Annotated in this window: 12 protein-coding genes and 2 riboswitches; of the genes, 2 read left to right on the plus strand and 10 right to left on the minus strand. The window is 40.7% G+C overall.

Annotation, left to right across the window (positions count from 1 at the left end; translation table 11 throughout):
• Positions 1-303 precede the first annotated feature (303 nt).
• The 7 genes from ptsG to V7161_RS26745 form a co-directional block, all read right to left on the minus strand.
• Positions 304-2,373: a glucose-specific PTS transporter subunit IIBC gene (ptsG, locus tag V7161_RS26715; protein WP_335715837.1), complete on the minus strand. Its 2,070-nt coding sequence runs from the start codon at positions 2,371-2,373 to the stop codon at positions 304-306.
• 186 nt (positions 2,374-2,559) lie between these two features.
• Entirely contained in the window at positions 2,560-3,402 is an 843-nt protein-coding gene (gene glcT / locus V7161_RS26720) for a glucose PTS transporter transcription antiterminator GlcT (RefSeq protein ID WP_335715838.1), read from the minus strand.
• Between the two features lie 152 nt (positions 3,403-3,554).
• Positions 3,555-4,883: an NCS2 family permease gene (locus tag V7161_RS26725; protein WP_223596491.1), complete on the minus strand. Its 1,329-nt coding sequence runs from the start codon at positions 4,881-4,883 to the stop codon at positions 3,555-3,557.
• A 116-nt stretch (positions 4,884-4,999) separates the two neighbouring features.
• A riboswitch (purine riboswitch) is annotated at positions 5,000-5,101 on the minus strand.
• Positions 5,102-5,200: 99 nt separating this feature from the next.
• Positions 5,201-6,721, minus strand: a complete 1,521-nt coding sequence (gene guaA / locus V7161_RS26730; protein ID WP_335715924.1) for a glutamine-hydrolyzing GMP synthase — start codon at positions 6,719-6,721, stop codon at positions 5,201-5,203.
• A 142-nt stretch (positions 6,722-6,863) separates the two neighbouring features.
• A riboswitch (purine riboswitch) is annotated at positions 6,864-6,965 on the minus strand.
• A 40-nt stretch (positions 6,966-7,005) separates the two neighbouring features.
• Positions 7,006-9,219, minus strand: coding sequence for a transglutaminaseTgpA domain-containing protein (locus V7161_RS26735; protein WP_335715839.1), 2,214 nt, complete (start codon positions 9,217-9,219; stop codon positions 7,006-7,008).
• Positions 9,216-10,430: a DUF58 domain-containing protein gene (locus V7161_RS26740; protein WP_335715840.1), complete on the minus strand. Its 1,215-nt coding sequence runs from the start codon at positions 10,428-10,430 to the stop codon at positions 9,216-9,218. The genes V7161_RS26735 and V7161_RS26740 overlap by 4 nt, the downstream gene beginning before the upstream one ends.
• Entirely contained in the window at positions 10,431-11,387 is a 957-nt protein-coding gene (locus V7161_RS26745) for an AAA family ATPase (protein ID WP_335715841.1), read from the minus strand.
• Positions 11,388-11,675: 288 nt separating this feature from the next.
• Between V7161_RS26745 and V7161_RS26750 the strand changes: the two genes are divergently transcribed.
• Positions 11,676-14,606: a fibronectin type III domain-containing protein gene (locus V7161_RS26750; protein ID WP_335715842.1), complete on the plus strand. Its 2,931-nt coding sequence runs from the start codon at positions 11,676-11,678 to the stop codon at positions 14,604-14,606.
• Between the two features lie 125 nt (positions 14,607-14,731).
• Here the strand turns inward: V7161_RS26750 and V7161_RS26755 are convergent, their stop codons facing one another.
• Complete coding sequence (locus tag V7161_RS26755) at positions 14,732-15,952, minus strand: metallophosphoesterase family protein (protein WP_335715843.1); 1,221 nt, start codon at positions 15,950-15,952, stop codon at positions 14,732-14,734.
• Between the two features lie 499 nt (positions 15,953-16,451).
• Between V7161_RS26755 and V7161_RS26760 the strand changes: the two genes are divergently transcribed.
• Positions 16,452-18,140 (plus strand): GMC family oxidoreductase, encoded by a 1,689-nt coding sequence (locus V7161_RS26760; protein ID WP_335715844.1) that lies wholly within the window; start codon positions 16,452-16,454, stop codon positions 18,138-18,140.
• A gap of 183 nt (positions 18,141-18,323) precedes the next feature.
• On the opposite strand, the gene V7161_RS26765 is transcribed toward V7161_RS26760, so the two are convergent.
• Positions 18,324-20,039, minus strand: a complete 1,716-nt coding sequence (locus V7161_RS26765; RefSeq protein WP_335715845.1) for an NAD-dependent malic enzyme — start codon at positions 20,037-20,039, stop codon at positions 18,324-18,326.
• A 209-nt stretch (positions 20,040-20,248) separates the two neighbouring features.
• Positions 20,249-21,220, minus strand: a complete 972-nt coding sequence (locus V7161_RS26770; RefSeq protein ID WP_317851498.1) for a 2-keto-3-deoxygluconate permease — start codon at positions 21,218-21,220, stop codon at positions 20,249-20,251.
• Between the last annotated feature and the right edge of the window lie 66 nt (positions 21,221-21,286).

Consider the following 21,286-nt stretch of genomic DNA (forward strand, 5'->3'; position numbering starts at 1 on the left):
AAATAAAACGTTGGCTCGTGATCTCTATTATTATAGAAGAAACACGATTATTTTTTGTTTGTTGACGTTTTTGTTTGTTTAGTTTTCAAAGAGCAATCATGTCACTTCCTTAAGAAGCAACTTTATTACTATATCACGTCATAACTTCTAAGTCAACAACTTTTTAAGAATGTTTTTTTACATCTTCATGTTGTTAACCCGTCACTGACGACCGTTTTAATATAATAACATCATAACAATAGTACGTCAACAAAAAAATCACAAAAAAATTACCGACCCACATGGGGCCGGCTTAATTCTTGCTTACTTCGTTATTTTAATAACGCCTTCTTGCTGAAGATCCACAAGACCTTCTTTTTCAATAACCACCTTTTCACCTTCGGTTAAATTCGTAAAGACAATTGGTGTAATCGTTGAAGTGGCATGCTCTTTAATATAATCTAAATCAACTTTTAATAAAGGCTGACCCTTGGTCACACGTTCATTTTCCGATACTAACGTTTCAAAACCCTGGCCTTTTAAGTTAACTGTATCAATACCAACGTGGATTAAGATTTCACGTCCGCCGTCAGACAGGATACCAATCGCGTGTTTCGTCGGGAATAGGTTTACAATTTTTCCATCAACCGGTGAAACAACCGTTCCTTCAGCAGGTACAATCGCAAAACCGTCACCCATCATTTTTCCAGCAAAAACTTGGTCCGGCACTTCTGTAATAGGCTTAATTTCGCCTTTAATTGGAGCAACAAAAACTTCATCATTTTTACGCTCAGTTTGCAATGCTTCAGGGTTAATTTCTTCAATCTGCTGCTCTACACCCTTATCTGGCGCGTTAACCACCGTCGTACGAGGACGCTTTCCTTCCATTATATCCTTCATTTGACCTTTGATGGTTTCAGAACGCGGCCCAAAGATCGCTTGAATATTGTTACCAACCTCAAGCACCCCTGCAGCACCCAGTCTTTTCAATTCATCTTTATCGACATTTTTAATATCGTTCACAGAGACACGAAGACGTGTAATACATGCATCTAAATGAGCAATATTTCCTTGGCCCCCCATTGCATCTAAAATATTAGCAGCTAAATCGCTTGATCCTGCTTTGCCTGTTGGTGCTTGATTTTGTTCATCATCTAATTCACGGCCAGGCGTTTTTAAGTTAAACTTACGAATCGCGAAACGGAAGCCGAAGTAATAGATAACAGCAAATACAAGACCTACTGGAATAACAAGCCACGCATGCGTTTGCGGGTTGAGTAATCCAAACAAGATATAGTCAATTAATCCACCGGAGAACGTCATCCCGATTTTAACATCTAATAGATGCATTACCATGAATGATAGTCCTGCAAAAACCGCATGGATACCAAATAGAACTGGTGCAACGAAAAGGAATGAAAATTCAATTGGTTCAGTAATACCGGTTAGGAATGATGTTAAAGCAGCTGATGCCATCAAACCGCCGACAAACTTTTTCTTCTCCGGACGTGCTTCTTGATAAATCGCTAATGCTGCAGCTGGCAGCCCAAACATCATGAATGGGAATTTACCTGTCATGAATGTACCAGCAGTGAGATTTTTCACGTGGTCAGAAATCTGTGCCATGAAGATACGTTGGTCACCATGAACCACTTGGCCCGCTTTTGTTGTATAACTACCAAATTCAAACCAGAATGGAGAATAGAAAATATGGTGTAAACCAAATGGAATTAACGAACGTTCAATCACACCAAAAACAAATGCAGAAAGAGTTAAGTTCGCATTTACCATGTTTGTCGAGAAAGAGTTCAGTCCAGATTGAATTGGTGGCCAAATAACCATCATGACTAACCCTAATATAATCGCTGTTCCTGCCGTAATAATCGGAACAAAACGTTTTCCTGCAAAAAATCCTAAATAGGATGGCAATTCAATCTCAAAGAACTTATTGTACATAGTTGCTGCAATAATACCAACGATAATACCGCCAAACACTCCTGTTTGAAGTGTTGGAATACCAAGGACACTCACATAGCTTGTACCATTAATATCCTTCGCATCGATCCCTAAAACAGTTCCCATTGTTACATTCATGATCAAGTAACCAATGATCGCAGCAAGACCCGCTGTACCTTCTCCACCGGCTAACCCTATCGCAACACCCACTGCAAATAAGAGCGGCAGATTACCGAAAACGATATCACCGGCATTTTTCATAACTGATGCGACCATAGCCACAGCACTATTATCCAAAAAAGGAGCAAGGTTCAATAAAGCCGGGTTAACCAGTGCAGCACCTAAAGCGAGCAAAATTCCTGCCGCAGGCAAAAGGGCAACCGGAAGCATTAGTGCCTTACCTACTTTTTGCAAGACGCCAAAAGCATTTTTAAACATAAATATTCCTCCCGTAAATCTTTTTAGCTCATAAAGCGTTTACATCTTTATTAAAAGACAACAAAAAAGGCATGAGTAAAAGTTTAAGTGAATGAAGATATGGGTATAGATTACCCCTAAATCCTCAAATCAATTAATACTTTTCACTCATGCCTGATCGAATCAGTAACACGTAAAAAATAATAGCTATTTAAATTTGTTTTGAAGCCTTTGCAGATGCATCGTTAGGTAAACCGCTTCTGCATCGAAAACCTTCAATTTTAATGTTTGTTGCATCACTTTAATGAGCTTCCATGACAAATTATAGCACACCGGATATTCCGCTTTCAAGAGGGAAGCGATTTTTTCTGGCTCCTCCACCTTCTCCCCTTTAACTACCCGATCTATCGCAAAGCGAAGGTGCCTGACAAGCCTCATGTAATCAATACTTTCCTTATCAATTTCGATGTCAAACTGCTCCTCTACCATTTCAACCAGCCGGCTGACAAGCTGTGAATGTTGATTGACTTCAGATAGATTCTTATTGGAAATTGCACTATGAATGTGGAGCGCAATAAAACCAATCTCACCGTTCGGGAGGGAAACTCCCGTTTTATTATTAATCAGCTCTACTACCTCTGCCGCTACTTCATACTCATGTCGGTAGAGTGCTTTCGTTTCTACTAAAAAGGGGTTGTTCATTTCCATTCCCTGCGATGCCCGCGTGATCGCAAACATTAAGTGATCAGTGAGCGCGACATGGATATGTTCATTCAGCTGGGAATTTGTCCTTTGCTTAATCAAATCAATCGCAGAAATAATCACTTCCAAAAAGTCATTATCGATAAACGGAAGCAGCTTGATATAGTTCTCTTGTTCTTTTTCATTTTTTAAAACGAAAAGCTTTTCTACTGTATCTGTATCAATATAGTCCCCGCGTTTCCGGTTAAACCCAATGCCTTTGCCAATTAAAACAACTTCTTCATAGGAAGGGTGTTCAGCAATTAAAACATTGTTATTTAATACTTTATCGATTAACAGCTTTGCCATAACCCTTTATCCCCATTTCCATAAGTGTAACCTTAGTATTTTCATGTTATAAGAGGAAAATCAAGAAGTCAACGACGAAAATCGACATTTCTATTAACAACGCTCCTGATAAAAAAAGAACCGCAGCAGTCCGCCGCAGTTCCCTTTAATCATTATTTTAAGAAGATAAAATAAAGAACAAATATCACAAAGAAGAAGTACATAATCGGGTGAATTTCTTTTGTCCGGCCTTTTACGATCATCGTGATTGGGTAAAAAATAAATCCGACTGCAATCCCTGTGGCAATGCTATAAGATAACGGCATTGTAATCATGGTTAAAAACGCTGGTACAGCAATTTCAAATTTAGTCCAATCAATTTTCCCCAAAGATGAAACCATCAACACACCAACGATGATGAGTGCAGGTGCTGTAACAGGTGCTGTCACTACTGATAATAATGGGAAGAAGAATAATGATAATATAAATAGTCCGGCTGTTACTAGCGAAGCAAATCCAGTTCTCGCACCAGCCGCTACCCCTGCTGATGATTCAACATATGAAGTTGTTGTAGAAGTACCAAGGATCGCCCCAACACCAGAAGCAATCGAATCAGCCAATAAAGCTCTTCCTGCATTTGGAAGTTTATTATCCTTCATAAGCCCTGCTTGATTGGCCACAGCCACAAGTGTTCCTGCGTTATCAAAGAAATCAACAAACAAGAATGTGAGGATAATCCCAAGCATAGCAGTCGTATAGAAAGAACTGTCTCCAAAAGAGGAGAAGGCCGCACCGAACGTCGGCGTTAAGCTTGGAACAGAATCAACCACTTTATCAGGCATCTTGATTTCACCAAAAATCATACCGACAATGACAGTAAGAATCATACCATAAAATACTGCACCATTAATTCCCCTAGTCATCATTATCACTGTTACCACAATTCCAAAAATAGCAAGTAATGCTTCTGGGGATGTCAAGTCACCAAGTCCAACTAATGTCGCATCGTTATTCACTACAATCTTGGCATTTTGCAAACCAATAAACGTAATGAACAAGCCAATTCCAGCACCCACTGCGTGCTTTAAATCAACAGGAATCGCATTAATGATTTTTTCACGAAGTCCTGTCAACGTTAAGATGAAGAAAAACACTGCTGAAATCAATACGGCACCAAGTGCATGCTGCCAAGGGATTCCGCTTCCTAAAACAACTGTATAAGCAAAGAATGCATTCAATCCCATACCAGGTGCCAATGCCAGCGGGTACTTCCCTAATAGACCCATAATGATGGATCCCAAGGCAGATGCTAAAGCTGTTGCGACAAACACTGCACCGTAATCCATTCTCAAGTCCGCTGGAAAATCCTTCACCGAAGCAAGTGATAAGGTTAACGGGTTAACAACTAAAATATAAGCCATTGCTAAAAAGGTGGTCAATCCGCCAATAAACTCGCGGCGATAATTTGTACCTAGTTTTTCAAACTCAAAATACTTGTGCATTTCTTTTCCCCCCGTGGAAAAAATTTCTCTTTATATTTTACGAAAAAACGCTCCGGTATATTCTACCGGAGCGTGACACTAGGCTGTGTAAAAATAAGAGGAAAAGAAATGCCTCATTATTCAAAACACTGCCTCGTAGTCAAGCTATTTACGGTAGCTCGGTAGAAACTTTTGGGCCATATCCCCAAGATTATACGATGCAATATGATAAGTTCTTGTTTACGTTTTTTATTTTAACAGGGTGAATTTATTTTGTAAACAAAAAATACGAACATTGTTATAGTAAAAAATAACAATGTTCGTATTTTGAGTTTTTCCTATTCCCACTCAATGGTTGCAGGCGGCTTGCTGGTAATATCGTAGACCACCCGGTTTATATGTGCTACCTCGTTGACAATGCGAGTTGAGATTTTCTCAAGCACATCCCAAGGGATACGCGCCCAGTCAGAAGTCATCCCATCGATCGAAGTGACCGCCCGAATACCGATTGTATAATCATATGTCCGTGTGTCACCCATTACACCAACGCTGCGAATGTCCGGAAGCACAGTGAAGTATTGCCAAATGTCACGGTCGAGTCCCGCTTTTTTAATTTCTTCACGAAGAATCCAGTCAGATTCACGAACGATTTCAAGCTTATCTTCCGAAATGGCCCCTAACACACGAATGCCTAGTCCAGGACCTGGGAACGGCTGTCTCCAAACAATATCGTCCGGAATGCCAAGTTCGGTTCCAAGCGCGCGAACCTCATCCTTAAATAACGTGTTTAATGGTTCAATTAATTTAAACTGCATATCTTCCGGCAGGCCGCCTACATTATGATGCGACTTAATCGTTTGCGCCGTTGCTGTTCCGCTTTCGATGATATCGGTATAAAGCGTTCCCTGTGCGAGGAACTCGATACCCTCAAGCTTCGTCGCTTCATCATCAAATACATAAATAAATTCATTGCCGATAATCTTCCGCTTCTTCTCCGGATCAGAAACGCCCTCAAGCTTCGATAAGAAACGGTCTTTGGCATCCACCTTAATGACATTCATATGGAAGCCTTCTGAAAAAGTCTTCATAACACTTTCTGCTTCATTTTTCCTAAGCAGTCCGTGGTCGACAAAAATACAAGTCAACTGATCGCCAATTGCTTTATGAATTAACACGGCAACAACGGACGAGTCCACTCCGCCGCTTAGAGCGCAAAGCACTTTTTTATCGCCAACAGTTTCACGAATTTTCGCCATTTCCATTTCAATGAAGTTGTTCATCGACCAATCGCCAGCACAATCACAAACATTAAACACAAAATTCTTGAGTAGGTCATTTCCGTATACGGAATGACGGACTTCTGGATGAAATTGTACTGCATAAAGCTTTCTTGCTTCATCACTCATTGCTGCAATCGGACAGTGAGGATTTGTAGCATCCACAGTAAAGCCTTTCGGTGCTTCTACCACAAGATCGCCATGGCTCATCCAGACAACCTGCTCATTAGGTAGTTCGGCAAAAATAGCTGACTGATTTTGAATTGTCATTGTAGCTTTTCCGTATTCCCGCTGCTTTGCTTTTTCCACTTTTCCATCGAAATGAACAGTCATTAACTGCATGCCGTAGCAAATCCCCAGAATCGGCAGACCCATTTCAAAAATTTCCTCATCGCAGCGGAATGAATTTTCATCATAGACGCTATTTGGACCACCTGAAAAAATAATCCCTTTAGGGTTCATTTTGCGGATTTCCTCTGCTGTAATCGTATGCGGATGGAGCTCGCTGTAGACGCCAAACTCACGAATCCGGCGTGTAATCAACTGATTATATTGGCTTCCAAAATCTAAAACAACAATCATATCTTGTTTTCCAGTCAAAACGGCCACCTCAATTGTTCAAATTTATTTTAGTATTTGCTACATGTAAATAAAAAAAACTAGAAATCTCCCCCCGACGAATCTCAGGAAGGCAGAATTCTAGTTTTCTCTTAAAAAATCACTAAAAGAAAAATTCTGCCTTCATAGTCAGGCCATTTACGGCGACCCGGTAGAGACTCTCGAACCCTATCATCGAGGATATATGAAGGTAAAAATGCGTACCCTATTAAATTAAAACATATTGTATCAATAGGATGTTTTTCTGGTCAAGCGATTGTCTTTTTAATTAAATTTTCCCACAATTTACGCGATTCCTTCCAGCTGCCCTGCGGAAGATTTTGATGATATAAATATTGCTCGTAACTGGCAGTCAGCCTTGTCATTTCCCTTGTCGAAAAAAACGAATCAACATAGCGTGCATAGTTTCTTAGTGTTTGATTGTCCTTCCGTTTTAATCCATAGCGCTCCAGCTGACTCAATAATATCAAATAGGCTTCCGCGATATTGTCATCTTTTTTCTTGAATCGATAGCGCATCAAAACAAGAAATGGAAACCATTTGCCGCGAATCCGATATAGAATTCCTGCTACAACCACGAGTATGATCAGGGCCAAGATCAGCAACTTCCAGTTCTCATTCCAAAATAATTTCACCTGGTTCCAAACCGTTTGGAAATCAAAGGAGTTTTCCTTCTTCACTGGATTATCCTCAATTTGCTCCTGCTGAGGTTTTTTCACAGGCGCTGGGGTTGAGGATTGGTTCCCTGAAGAAGATTGTCCTGTTCCATAATCAATATTGAGTTCATTTGAAAACCCTTTTGTCGGCTCAAAAGCGACCCAGCCTTGATTTGGAAAAAACACCTCAACCCAGGAATGGGCATTGTTGTTGGTTACTTCGTATATTTGATTCCCCGAGTTTTCCGTACTATATTTGATAAAATCCCCGCCATTGAAGCCTTTAATCCAGCGGGTTGGAATCCCGATCGTTCTTAGCATAATAGCCATGGAGGACGAGAAATTGTCGCAATAGCCTCGTTTTGTATCAAATAAAAATTGGTCGACGTAATCATCGGAAGGGCCTGGAACGGCGACATTTTTTTGATCGTACGTAAATTCGGAATTCCCAAAATAACTTTCAACTGCTTTTGCTTTGTCAAACCAATTCGTTTTTCCAGCGGTGATTTTTTCCGCCAGATCTTTGACTCTTTGCGGCAGCTCCTCTGGCACCTGCGTATATTGCTGATAAAATTCCTGACTTATTTCATCTGGATTATAGCCGGTTGTCACCCTCAAATCCGCAGCCTTATATTTAGGCACATCAAATTCTAAATTTAAAATTTGTGGAACTTGAGGGCGGTTATCATTTCTAAAAAAGCTGATTCTTTCATTGGTGGTATCGATCATATATCGATTTCCCTTTGGATCATCAGGCAGAATATTGATTATTTTTTTTATTCCAGCTGGGTACATAATATAGTTGTACTTGTAGTTCACATGTGCGTTGACACGAACCGTTTCCTTAATGGTTTCAACATTTTGCGGGAAGGAATAGACAGGAACCAGGTCCTCCTGTCGAAAAGGAATCGGCGTTGTCCCCGATGTAATCCAGCCTTTCCCTGTATACGTATCCTTTGTTTCCATTTTCCAATAATTCTTTCCATTCCCGTCGTACATGAATACCGGATTGGCATCCCCGATAAACGGACCGCCTAAAGCGGTATCATCCTCGCCATATCCAATTCGATGCGGGCCAGCCGCATCCTTTCCGCCCTTATCTTGAGCTGCCGTTAAATATGGAACAGGGTCAGGCCAAATCGGTGCCGCCTTAGGCGCAGCGAGGCCAACCAGTACGCTAAAAGCTATCATAACTGCAAGTGGGACCATCCATTTTCGCAAAAAAGATCCCTCACTGCTGACCTTTTCCCTTTGCAGGATCCGGAAAAACGTCAGCATGCCCATGACGGCAAACCCAACAACAACCGTCCGAACAATCGCTATTTTTGCGTTGTAAGGTGAAAACGTATCCAACACCGTAATATAAACTAAGGTTAAGAAGAAAAAGATAAAAATTTGTTTCCGGTTTAAAAGCCAATAATGAATTAAATACACCATCAGCCACAGCAAAATAAAAAACAAAAGTGTTCGAAATTCACTCGTTAAATCATTCCAGTTTCTTGCCACGATCAGCCCTAGGTTATCGGCCGCATCGCCAAGAAATGCCTTCCACCAGGTAAACTGGAAAAACCCTGCATTATAGTAGAAATGATTAATAGAATACAGGATAAAGATCAGTTTAATGATGGATTGCCAAAACCATTTCATTTGAAAAAAAGAAAGGGCAAAGGAAATGACCAAAAAGATAATAAACGTTTCGATATTAGCGGTATCAGTTAATTGTTCAACAGGCCGGAGCCATTCCCATAAAAGGAGGAAACCAAATACATATAAAAGAAATGAAGGTAAGTCCCTTCTCATGATCATATGCTCACCTCCGAAAAGGCCGTGGTAAATTCGCCTTCATGAATCATGATCACCCGGACACCGCGGGCATTCGCGAGGGCAATCAGAGATCGTTCGTTTGCCGAAGGCGCTTCTTTCTGACCCTTTATGAGAAAAAGAGTAATCGACCCTTTTCGTTGGCCGAGAAAACTCGCTTTTTCTATTAGCGGTTTCGTCAATTGAGCCGTGACAAGCATAAAGGAGACGGCTTGTTGGATAAAAAGACCGTCCGTTTCCAGCACTTTATCAAACGAAGAATAACTTTTGGCCTCTATTTTGGCAAGATGATAAAAAAGCCCCTGAAGATGCTGCTCACCGCCACGGATTGGAAAAGAGGCTCTTTCTCTGCTGATGGTTAACAGCCCGGTCTGCGCTCCTTTTTTCAAGACAGCACGAATAAGGGAAGCGGTAAAGGAAACCACTGGCTCAAAGTGCTTATCGGGCACGCAATCCATAACCACAAAGACATCATGCGATTGCCGCTGCTCAAATTCCTTCGTCATGATCTCGCCCCGCTTCGCGGATGCTTTCCAGTTAATCCAGGAGAAACGGTCGCCAGGCTGATAATCTCTTACGCCAACCGCCATTGAGGTGTCCCGCTGCACCCGCTCACGTGATGCGGTCAGCCCTTGATCGTATTGATTTTCAAACGGGCGGTATAATAACTCTGTATAGGCAGGATAGACAACAATTTTGCTTTCCTTTTCAAAGGTTTTTTCTTTTTGGAATAAACCTAGCGGATCACCAATTTTCAAAGTAAAGGTTTCGAAAAAATGCTCTCCCCTTGGCAGTTCATGAATGATATACTCATAGGAAAATTCCTTCTTCATCCCCGGCAGCAGCAGTGCTTTCGGGGGTTTTAGATGCTGAACAAATTTTAACGCCTCATCCATATGGTCTTCCATCAGCAAATAAAATAACGGAAACCCTTTCGATCTTTTAATTTGGACAGTCACTTTTAACTGTTCACCCGCATTGTAATCCGTTTTAGGTATTATTCTGGTTACTTCAAGCTCATTCATCGAGTAAAAGGAAAGGGCCACACAATAAATGGCAAATGGAAGAAAGCTATAGAATAAAAACCAGCTGACAAATCCTCCTTGGAACATCGCATAGGAGAAGGTTAACAGGATCAGTAAAAATAGCAAAGCAAATTTCCAGGCTTTTTTTAATAGGCGAAATAGTTTTTTCATTTATTTCACAAGCCTTCGAACCGGTACAGGAACCCTTGCAACCACCCTGCTCACAATTTCCTCTGCAGAGATCCCTTCAAATTTTGCCTCTGATTTTAAAATAATCCGGTGGGATAAAACGAATGGCGCTAAATATTGAATATCATCCGGCAGGACATAATCACGGCCAAACATATAAGCATAAGCCTGGGCCGCTTTCATTAAGGAGATGGATCCACGCGGACTTGCTCCTAAGTAGACGCTGCCATGGCCTCTAGTACGATTAACGATGTCGACAATATAACGCTTAATGGTATCATCCACAAATACGTCTTTGATTTCTTTTTGAAGGTCAAGCAGGCCTTCTAGGTCAATTACTGGCTCCAGGTCTTCGATTGGCGGAACCTTTTGTGCCCGGTTCAACACCTCTATTTCCTCTGCCAAATCTGGATAGCCCATTTTCATTTTTAATAAAAATCGGTCTAGCTGTGCTTCCGGAAGCGGATATGTACCCTCGTACTCGATTGGGTTTTGCGTGGCCATAACAAAAAACGGCTTTTTCAGCTTATGGGTCACGCCATCGATTGTGACGCTCGCCTCCTCCATCCCTTCGAGCAGCGCAGATTGGGTTTTTGGCGAGGTCCGGTTGATTTCGTCAGCGAGAATGATGTTTCCCATGAGCGGACCTGGACGGAATTGGAATTCCATTTCTTTCGGATTGTAAATGGAAACGCCAGTAACGTCGGAGGGGAGCAGGTCCGGGGTGAATTGGATTCGGCGGAAGTTGGCATTCACTGATTTTGCCAGGGCGCGAACCATCATCGTTTTCCCGACACCAGGTACGTCTTCTAATAAAACGTGGCCCCCTGAAAGCAAGGCAACGAGACTTAGTTCTGCTACATTTCTTTTTCCAATCATGACTTTTTCAATATTTAAAAGGATTTTTTCGATTGTTGGATTCATTTGTTCGTGGGCCATTGTTGATTCCTCCTCTAAGTTAAAGACCAATTTTTGGCATCATTAATATTTATTCTAGTTCCAGCTGAAAAATCCTGTATAAATAGACACAGAATATTCAAAACCCGCACTATATTTGACTTCAACGCTGATGATCTTTTGAAAATATATTAAAATCTCTAACAATAATCTAAAAATCTTCCATTATTTATGAAAACGTTTTCAACTATAATGAATTTTATATCTTTAGGAAAGGAGGATTAGGAAAGTTTGTGGCTTCACAAGAGACAATTGAAAGGTGTGAGAAAAGTGAAGAAATTTAGAGTAGGATCGTCAATTTTTCTAATCTTATTACTCGTATTCGGCAGCATTAGTTCAGCACCGCATGCAGAAACAGGAGCACCTGCATCTCCTGAACACTTACAAATACCAACCCTGGCATTTGACGAGGACAGCATCACCTTAGTGTGGGAAAAACCTAAAAATTACAGAGATATTGTGGATTTTAATGTCTATATGAATGGAAAGAAAATTGGCAGTTCCTTACAAGATAACAGCGGTACAGCAAAAACCTATATTGATAATTTTTATAAAAATATAGACAAAGACGATTTCCATGTTAAAGTTCTCATTCATAATTTCACCGTTGAACATTTGAAACCAAATAAATCATATGAATTCTATGTCACTTCTGTAAATGCAGCTGGTGTGGAGTCAGCGCCTTCCAATAAAGTTACAGGAAAAACCACTCCTGTCCCGGAAGTTTTCAATATTGTGGATTTTGGTGCCACACCGAACGATAATTCAAAGGATACAGAAGCTATTCAGGCGGCTATTGATGCAGCGACACCTGGCGCAAAAGTCGTAATACCAGAGGGTAAGTTTATCTCTGGAGCAATATGGCTTAAATCTGATATGACCTTACAAGTTGATGGTTATTTACTCGGCTCTTCAAACCCCGAAGATTACAGCCGAAATTTTTGGGTCTATGATTACTCCACAGATGAACGTTCATACGCCCTAATAAATGCGCACACCTATGACTACGGCAGCCTTAAGAATATCCGTATTGTTGGAAAGGGAACCATTGATGGGAATGGCTGGAAACAAGATCCGAATTCTCCAACCATTGATGAAGCCGGGAATGAACTTCCTCGTTTAATGGCTGGGAATAACTCAAAAGTAACCGGAGATGTAACAGTTGAGAATGGAAAAATGAGTCCGTTAGACCTTGCCTCTTCCAATACATACGGGATATTGGCAGCAGCTCAAACTTATGCAGCTCAAGTGGACGGAATGAATGCTAAGTCAGCCTATTCTACACGATCTAACCTGATAACCGTACGCGGTGTGGACGGGATGTATTATGAAGGGATTACCCAGCTGAATCCTTCCTTCCATGGGATTGTTAATCTTCATAGTAAAAACATTGTCGTAAACGGCACGACCGCCAAAACATACGATGCCAATAATGCCGATGGATTTGAGTTCGGTGATTCCCAGAACATCATGGTATTCAATAACTTTGTAGATACCGGTGATGATGCGATTAACTTTGCGGCAGGCATGGGACAAGCCGCAGCCGGAGAAGAGCCTACCGGAGAGGCCTGGATCTTCAATAACTATATTCGAGAAGGTCATGGGGGAGTGGTAACAGGAAGCCATACTGGCAGCTGGATCCAAGACTTTTTAATCGAAGATAACATCATGTATAAAACTGACGTTGGTCTTCGTGCCAAAACGAACACACCTATGGGCGGCGGAGCAAGAGAGATTCTGTTCAGAGATAATGCATTAGAAGGCATTGATGGGGATGGTCCTTTTGTATTCACTTCTTCCTATGAAGATGCAAATGCAGCTATTCAATATGAACCAGCTCAGCAGATTTCTCAGTTCAAGGATATAAAAATTGAGAATTCGACTGTTCGTAATCAGGGAGGCAGCAAGAAACAATCCATCCTCGTTCAGGGGAACAGTGATGTTGGTGAGGTCTATCATGAAAATATTACGTTTAAAGATGTGAAGTTTGATAATGTCTTCTCAACGAACTTAAGTTACGCCAAGGATCTAAAATTTATCAATGTATCCTTTACAAACGTGAAAGACAATAACGGAAATCCGTGGAGAATTAGCAACTCTACTGGTCTTGCTTTTGAAAATGCAACCGTAGCACCTAGAAATGCGGCGGTAAAACCCCATTGGTCCGAAAACGCGAAAGTTCAGGCAGAATCTTCAGAAGATGGAAAGAGCGTTACGTTAACTTGGGATGCAGCTTCTGACGATACAGGTGTCACTGGTTATACCATCTATAAGAATGGCGAAAAAGTTGGCTCTAAATATACAACTACTAATCAACCAAGCTTCACTGTAAGCGGACTGACTCCAGCTAAAGAGTACACGTTTAAGATAGAAGCGGCGGATGCCACGGGAAATCGTACTTCTGATGGCCCAAAAGCGAATGTAACGACTGCCGGGTCAGCTGACGAAACGGCACCAGTCCTGCCTGCCAATACTGAACTTACGGAACCGACTACAAGTATTCCCGCGATTGATTCCTTTAGCGGTAAAGGAGCAGAAGTAGTATACCCGGGATTTACTTGGGCGTCCGTCGAGTGGGAGGCGGCAGGTGATGACACAGGAATTGCCGGCTATAATGTGTATGCAAATGGTAAACTCCATGGATTTGCCACATCGAACAAGTATACACTCTTAAACCTTCAGCCAGACACAACTTATGAAGTTAAAGTGGAGGCTGTCGATTTAGCAGGGAACAAGAAACCATATAACAGTTCACTTCAACTTAAAACCGCTGTCCCATATGCATTTGGGGTTCCATCCTTTAACAGCGGCTTAAGGGCTGCCATTAGAAAAGATGGGAAAAGTGTTTCCCTCTCTTGGAATCCAGCAACAGCAGTCAATCAAGAAGTAATCGGCTATCGTGTATATGTAAATGGACAACCAATTAAGCCTGAAGGGGTTACCTTTACACCAATTAATGGAGAAAAGACAACAACGGAAACGAATTACACCGTAACAGGCCTTAAACAAGGGAATGTCTATACATTTAAAGTAGAAGCAGTTGGACGTGGAATCAAATATTCAAAAAGAGAAAGACTCTCAGATGTGATTCCTAACGGTCTTGAACCTGTTACTGGCTATCGCTGGAGCGGTTCTGGCCCAAGTAAAACGATTCACCTCATTCCTGGTGCTGCGTTGAGTGCAGAAGCAAAATCAAAGTGATAAAAAGAAGACTACCTCCTTTATTGGAAGTAGTCTTCTTTGCTTTTATTAAAATTTAGTTTGGTCAAAAATGCACTTAACCTTTCTGATTAAATTACATCATGCCGCCCATTCATCTGTTACCTTTATTTTCTTATTACTTGTTCTTGTTTCTTATTTTCCGGAATCGGAGCGGGATCAGAGCTTTGGTCGTTTGCAGTAAGGTCTATTCCATAGTCCTTAGCAAAAACCATATGTGTTTCAACTAAAACATCCTGTTTATTTTCATCCAAATTAAATACACGGGCGCCGCGTAATCGATTCCTGTCCACACCAGGCAGCCCATAAGCACCAAATCCTGTACTGCCTGAATAACCCAGTAAAATCCCATAATAATTACCCATATAAGTATTTACATGGTCATGACCGCAAAAGACCCCCTTGACATCTCCCCTGTCAAGCATAGCTGAAAACATCCCGCTATTAAATGGACCCGGGCACTCCTCTTCATTTCTCTCTCCTACTATTTGATGCTTTTTTACAGCACGAGCATGATCTGCCTCTGTTCGGTTATCGACACTGTCAAACCACATAAAACGGTGTTCCCATAAAGGAATATGAATAAACATGAGAGAAGGTACTTTATGGCCAATTTGCTGTTCCAGCTTTTTGGAAGTCTCATAATACCAGTTTATCTGATTCATTCGAATCCAATCCCAAGTCGGATATCCGCTAAAATCCTGTCCAGCAATCGTTCGAGGGGCATACCTGCCACTATCTAGCAGCCAAAGATTGAATGCCGCTTTCTTGCCTGCAGAATCCCTAATAAGCAGGTTCATGTTCCCAGTCCCATTAATGCCAGTTGCTCCCGGCTGATTAACATTGTATTTGTATGCCATATAAAATTGAAGCATGGCTTCCTCGTCAAGGCCGCCTTTTGGTGTTGAATCCTCATCATGATTCCCAAAGGTTACTGCCCACTTGATACCCCTTTGTTCCATTGGCTGGGCAACATTGTTCAATGCTTGTCTCATCTCAAGCTCGGAATTACAGCCGCCTGAAATGTTGTCACCATTTAGTACTACAAAATCCGGTTTCTCATTGTCAAGGACTTTTTCCATTAGTTGGATAGTACGGTGATCAATATGCTCATCATCCTGCGTATCGTTAAACTGTACAATTTTAAACTTTCCATTTGCATTAAATTGCAGTTTCGCATTATCGTTTATTTCAGCGTAAGCAACGCTACTTAATACATTTACACCTGGAATTCCAGCAGACGCCATCGTTAAGGCCAGTGTAGTCATTCCTCCTACTTTTATGAAGTCCCTTCTGTTAAAAACCTTGTTTTCATTTTGATTACTCATTGATTTTCCCCCTAATTTTTAGTTTTGAAATTAAGCCTAGTAGAACATTTAAGCATAATCCATATTTACATCTCACACTTTATCAGAAGATTGTAAATTCAGTTTTAGAGAAAAGTAAGGTTTTTGTTATTTTTTGTTAATTAGTAATTTTGACTCTTATTTAAGCAAATGTAAGTAACACTTTATTTAAATAAGGGGTATTTTTAGATATTTCGACCTATAACATTCATTGCGTTTTCATCGAAGCTTAGGCTAATTGGAATAAAGTAGAATGAGGAGAGAAGTGGAGATTGTAAAGTAATAGTAAATATTATTTCTATTAAAAAATTTATTAAAAAAGTAATAGGCGGTCCTTCGATAAATCACCATTTGATTCAGCTAATAAGAAAAGAGATAGGGCATTTACACCATATTTTTCAAAAATCATATATATATATTGTTGTGTTTATGATTTTCAATATTCAGAATATAAAAAGCCAATATTGAAAGGAGTATTAGTGTGTCAACCAATAATACTTTCGATTATATTGTCATTGGGGCGGGTACAGCCGGTGGGGTAATTGCAAAAAAACTAACGGATGACAAAATTACTTCTGTACTCCTCCTTGAACCTGGAACCAATATGATTAAAGAGCTGAGCAGCCCTTCTGGTGCAACATCAGGCATTTTAGCCACAGATAATAGGCACTCATTTAATATCATGACAAACGCTGAGCCTACTATTGGGAATCAGCAGCTTCGTGTATCTAGTGGCAGAGCTATCGGGGGAAGTTCCGAGCATAATGCAATGTACGCTGTACGTGGAAGCAGAAGATTATATAATGAGTGGGCAGAACTCATTGGATCTCAGTGGAGTTATAACAAAGTTCGTTCTTTATTCAAGAAGAATGAAACCTACACAGGAGAAACAGAAGAATCAGAGGAACGAGGATCAAAGGGCCCCATATTTGTAAGACAACAAAACATTCCTGAAGATGGGCTGACTGTTACATTAGCCAATGCAACATCAGAAGTGTTAAAGATTCCAATTGTTGAAGACTATAATACTGGGATAAGAGATTGTACATTTTACAAATCACAATTTTTAAATAAAGAGGTAAATGGACATTACGTTCGTTCATCTACTGCAACCGGGTACCTAAACGAAAAAATTGTTACACAAGGCAATGAATTTCACCCGGATGAGTATGGAGTACGTGGCAGAGAACTGATTATCCTGACTAAAACAACAGTCAATAAAATTCTATTTAAAGAAGCTGGCAGATTTCAAGTGGCTGTGGGCGTCGAATTTGTAAAAAACGGTAAGACAAGTATCGCACGCGCCACAAAGGGTGTTATTGTCAGTGCAGGTAATTTTTCCTCTGTCATTTTACAGCGTTCTGGAATTGGGAATCCCGAAGATTTAGCCAAAGCCGGTATTACCACATTAATAGACAGTCCAAATGTGGGACACAACTTTCAAAGTCATTTTACAGTTGGAATGGGAGTAGAAGTAGAAACCGAGCGGCTTTTAGAGCTTATGTCTGCTGACCCGGACAATCCATTCCCACTGGGTGCTTTTAAAGGAGAAAACAAATGGGGGGGTCGGCGTCTTCAATTATATGGATCGCCAACACCATCGTTTATTCCAACTTCAGAGGTATTGGCGAATCATTGGGGGTTCGATCCAACAAAAAAGAGCAATATTATGAGCATTGGCATTTTTGACCTAAACCCGAAAAGCAGGGGTAAGATATTGGCTGCCCACAGCGATCCTGAGGCATATCCTTCTATTGATCTAAATCCGCTAGGGGATCCTGATGATTTGGATTTTATGGTTGAGCAGTATTTGGAGACTTACCGTATTATGAAGAAAGCTCGTAAACTAGATCCCGATGGCATCTACAAAGTTGTCTATCCACCTGAAAAGGTCTTTAAAATGGATGATAAGGAAGAGCGGCGCAAACAATTGGAAGGTTATGTAAAAGCCTCTTATCGAAATCTCGCTCATTTTGGCGGCCAATGCAAGATGGGCAATAGTATTCTTACTGGGGTTGTAGATGAATATCTTAATGTCTTTGGTACAAAAAAACTAAAAGTAGCCGATCTTTCTATTTCCCCAATATTACCAGATGGCAACACCTCCATGCCCGCTCAAATGATTGGACTAAATGCCGCACGATTTATCCAAGAAGAATTTCCATTTTAAAAAACTCTTATAGAAAAAGGTCAGAACAAGTGTGAACGCTCTTTTTAAGAGTGTTCTTTACTTTCATCCTAAAAAGGCCTCCCGCCAGTTCAGAAACTGTTGGAAGACCTTCTCAAATAAAATCATAAAGTTTATGATGTTTACTACATCATACCGCCCATTCATTTTTATTTAACTATATAATCATGCATAGGAATGAATGTTTGTCCAAATACCTACATTCTTTATTTCCTTATACTCAGGTTTCCACATAGCATCTTCAATAGCATTCTCAATATCTTGAATATCCGTTCTTGCAATTCCTTCGTGTATTGCAGCATTAACTACTTCAATGGCTACGTATTTTGAGACTTCATGAAGGTTTTCAATGGATGGCAGCAGGGATGATCCAGGTTTACTGGAGTCAGACATTCTTGCAACCGCATAAGCAGCAGCAGCGAACATTCCTTTTGAGAACACTTCCGCTTTTGCCACAATGGCTCCAAGGCCAAGACCTGGGAAGACAAATGCGTTATTTGACTGGCCAATTTCATAGGAAACACCTTTGTATTCTACATTGGCAAACGGGCTGCCGGTTGCAATGAGAGCCTTACCATCTGTCCACTTAATCAGATTTTCCGGCACCGCTTCAGCCAGTAAAGTTGGGTTAGACATAGGCAAGATAATTGGACGCTCAACGTGCTTGGTCATTTCTTTCACAATTTCCTCCGTGAAGGCACCAGCTTGGCCGGAAGTACCAATCAGGATGGTTGGCTTCACCCTCTGAACGACTTCCATTAATGAAATAATCCCATCCTCATTTTTATCCCAATCCTTTACTTCATTCGCCTTTCTTACATAAGGCTTCTGGAAGTTCAGTACATCTGACGTTTCATCCGTTAGTAACCCGCGATAGTCGATCGCCCAGAAACGGTCATAGGTTTCTTCTCTAGTCAGCCCTTCAAGAACCATGGCATCAACCATTTGGTCTGCGTTGCCAATGCCTGCAGCCCCTGGCCCAAAGATAACAATGCGCTGGTCTTTCATAGATTCTCCTGTTACTTTCAACGCAGACATAATAGCAGCAAGGGTCACTGCGCCTGTTCCCTGGATGTCATCGTTGAAGGTAAGGATGTTATCACCGTATTTGTCCAAGATCTTACGCGCATTCACGTTGCCAAGGTCCTCCCAGTGAATCAGAACCTCTGGAAAGAACTTTCTTGCGGTCTGAACGAATAAATCAATGAATTGATCATAACGCTCACCGCGGACACGGGCGAATTTGTTGCCAATATAGATAGGGTCTGCGATCAAGGCCTGATTGTTCGTACCAACATCCAACACGACTGGCAGAACACGGCTTGGATCAATACCAGCTGCCGCTGTGTACACGGCAAGTTTACCAATCGCAATATTAATACCACCTACCCCTTGGTCCCCAATACCCAGAATACTTTCAGAGTCGGTAACGACGATTAAATCAATGCCATTTTTGGGCTGTCCAAGATTATAGAATGCCTTTTCCACGCCTTCAGCATCATCAATGGAAAGATATAAACCTCCGGGACGGCGGTAGCTATGGGAGTATGACTGGATCGCATCACCGACAGTAGGAGTATAGATAATTGGAAGCATTTCTGCTAGGTGTTCTTTCAACAATCGGTAAAACAGAACAACATTGCGATTATATAAATCATAAAGCAGACCGTGTTTAAATAAATTCGTCGTCCGCATCGAATATTGTTCATAAATCCTATTTACTTGTTCATCAAGGGTAAGCACTTGAGGCGGTAATAGACCGTCGAGTCCAAGGTCTTCCCTTTCCTCTTTCGTAAAAGCCGTTCCTTTATTCAAAAAAGGATTAGAAAGAACTTCTTTTCCTTTTAATGTTGTAATAATAACATTCTGGGGTACATTCATGGTGTTTCCTTCTTTCTACTTTAAAATAACTATTCGGACAAATAGGGGAAACATAGATTTCTATCTTTCCATGTTAATAACATTTTCATTATCACACTAGTTTTTGTAATTTAATGTCCCTTTTTTGTAATTAAACAAAGCAGACAGTAAAACTGACTGCTTTGTCTATCTTCCACTTTTCGTATTTATAAAATTTACGTTACTTTTTATCAGGCTGCCCGTGCAATCGATTGTTTCACTTTTTTCTTCCTTTCGGACCTTTTAAATACATAGCTCACAATAATCGGACAGACGATGGCAGATATGACACATGCAGCTGCAACTTGTGCAGTAGCTGAAGATGCTACTGCAGCTAAGGTTGGATCTGCGGCAGCCACTACAGCTGGTGTAGCTACCGCATTTCCTGCAGTTGACCCTGTTGCTAAACCAACGATAGGGTTTTCTTTAAATAACTTCAATAAGAAGTAAGCTCCAATTCCAGTGAATGCAGCAATTATTCCTAGTAATATCCCAGGACCTCCAGCTTTCACAATAGTTGAAAGGTTCATTCCGGCACCTAATGGGAATGAGAAAAATGGGATTAATAATAATTTACTGCTTCCAAGGAACTTTCTCATATCAGGGTCAATATTTCCTAAAATCATTCCGATTACGATTGGAATTAATACTCCAAGAAGTGTTTGAAAAGGAATGGTGGCAAGGCCGGATGCACCTAGTGCCACTAATGTGAAAAATGGACCATCTTTTAAAGAAAATAAAGCATATGCTCCTACATCCGTTTCGTCACCATACGATGAAGCAAGAGATGCATATAACCCACCATTAGCATTTAATAACGCTGCTAGGATGGCTAATGGTGTTAATCCTAGTATTCCTGCAGGCCCAAAAATCGCTGCTACTGCTAAACCAATACCAGCACCTACGATAAATTTTCCTGTTAATAATATTGCACCTTTTTTTAATGCCTTTGGTGCTAATTTGAAATTTATTTGCGAACCAATTAAAAACATAAAACATGCCAAAATGGTTGATGAAGCTTCTTTACTAAATAAAGCTGTTGTAAAACTTCCAATTTGTAAAACCTGCGGAAAAAATGTATTCGTTAATACCCCTAAAAAAAGTGGAACAACCATCAGACCACCTGGTATTTTATCAAGCGTTTTCTTAATAGGAATTTGCATTTTTGAATCCTCCTTTGTCTTGCTACATGCCTATCATATTCTCATATAAACCGTTTTCATAGTTTA

The organism is Neobacillus drentensis (assembly GCF_036965425.1).
In the GTDB taxonomy this organism is placed as follows: Bacteria; Bacillota; Bacilli; order Bacillales; family Cytobacillaceae; genus Neobacillus; species Neobacillus drentensis_F.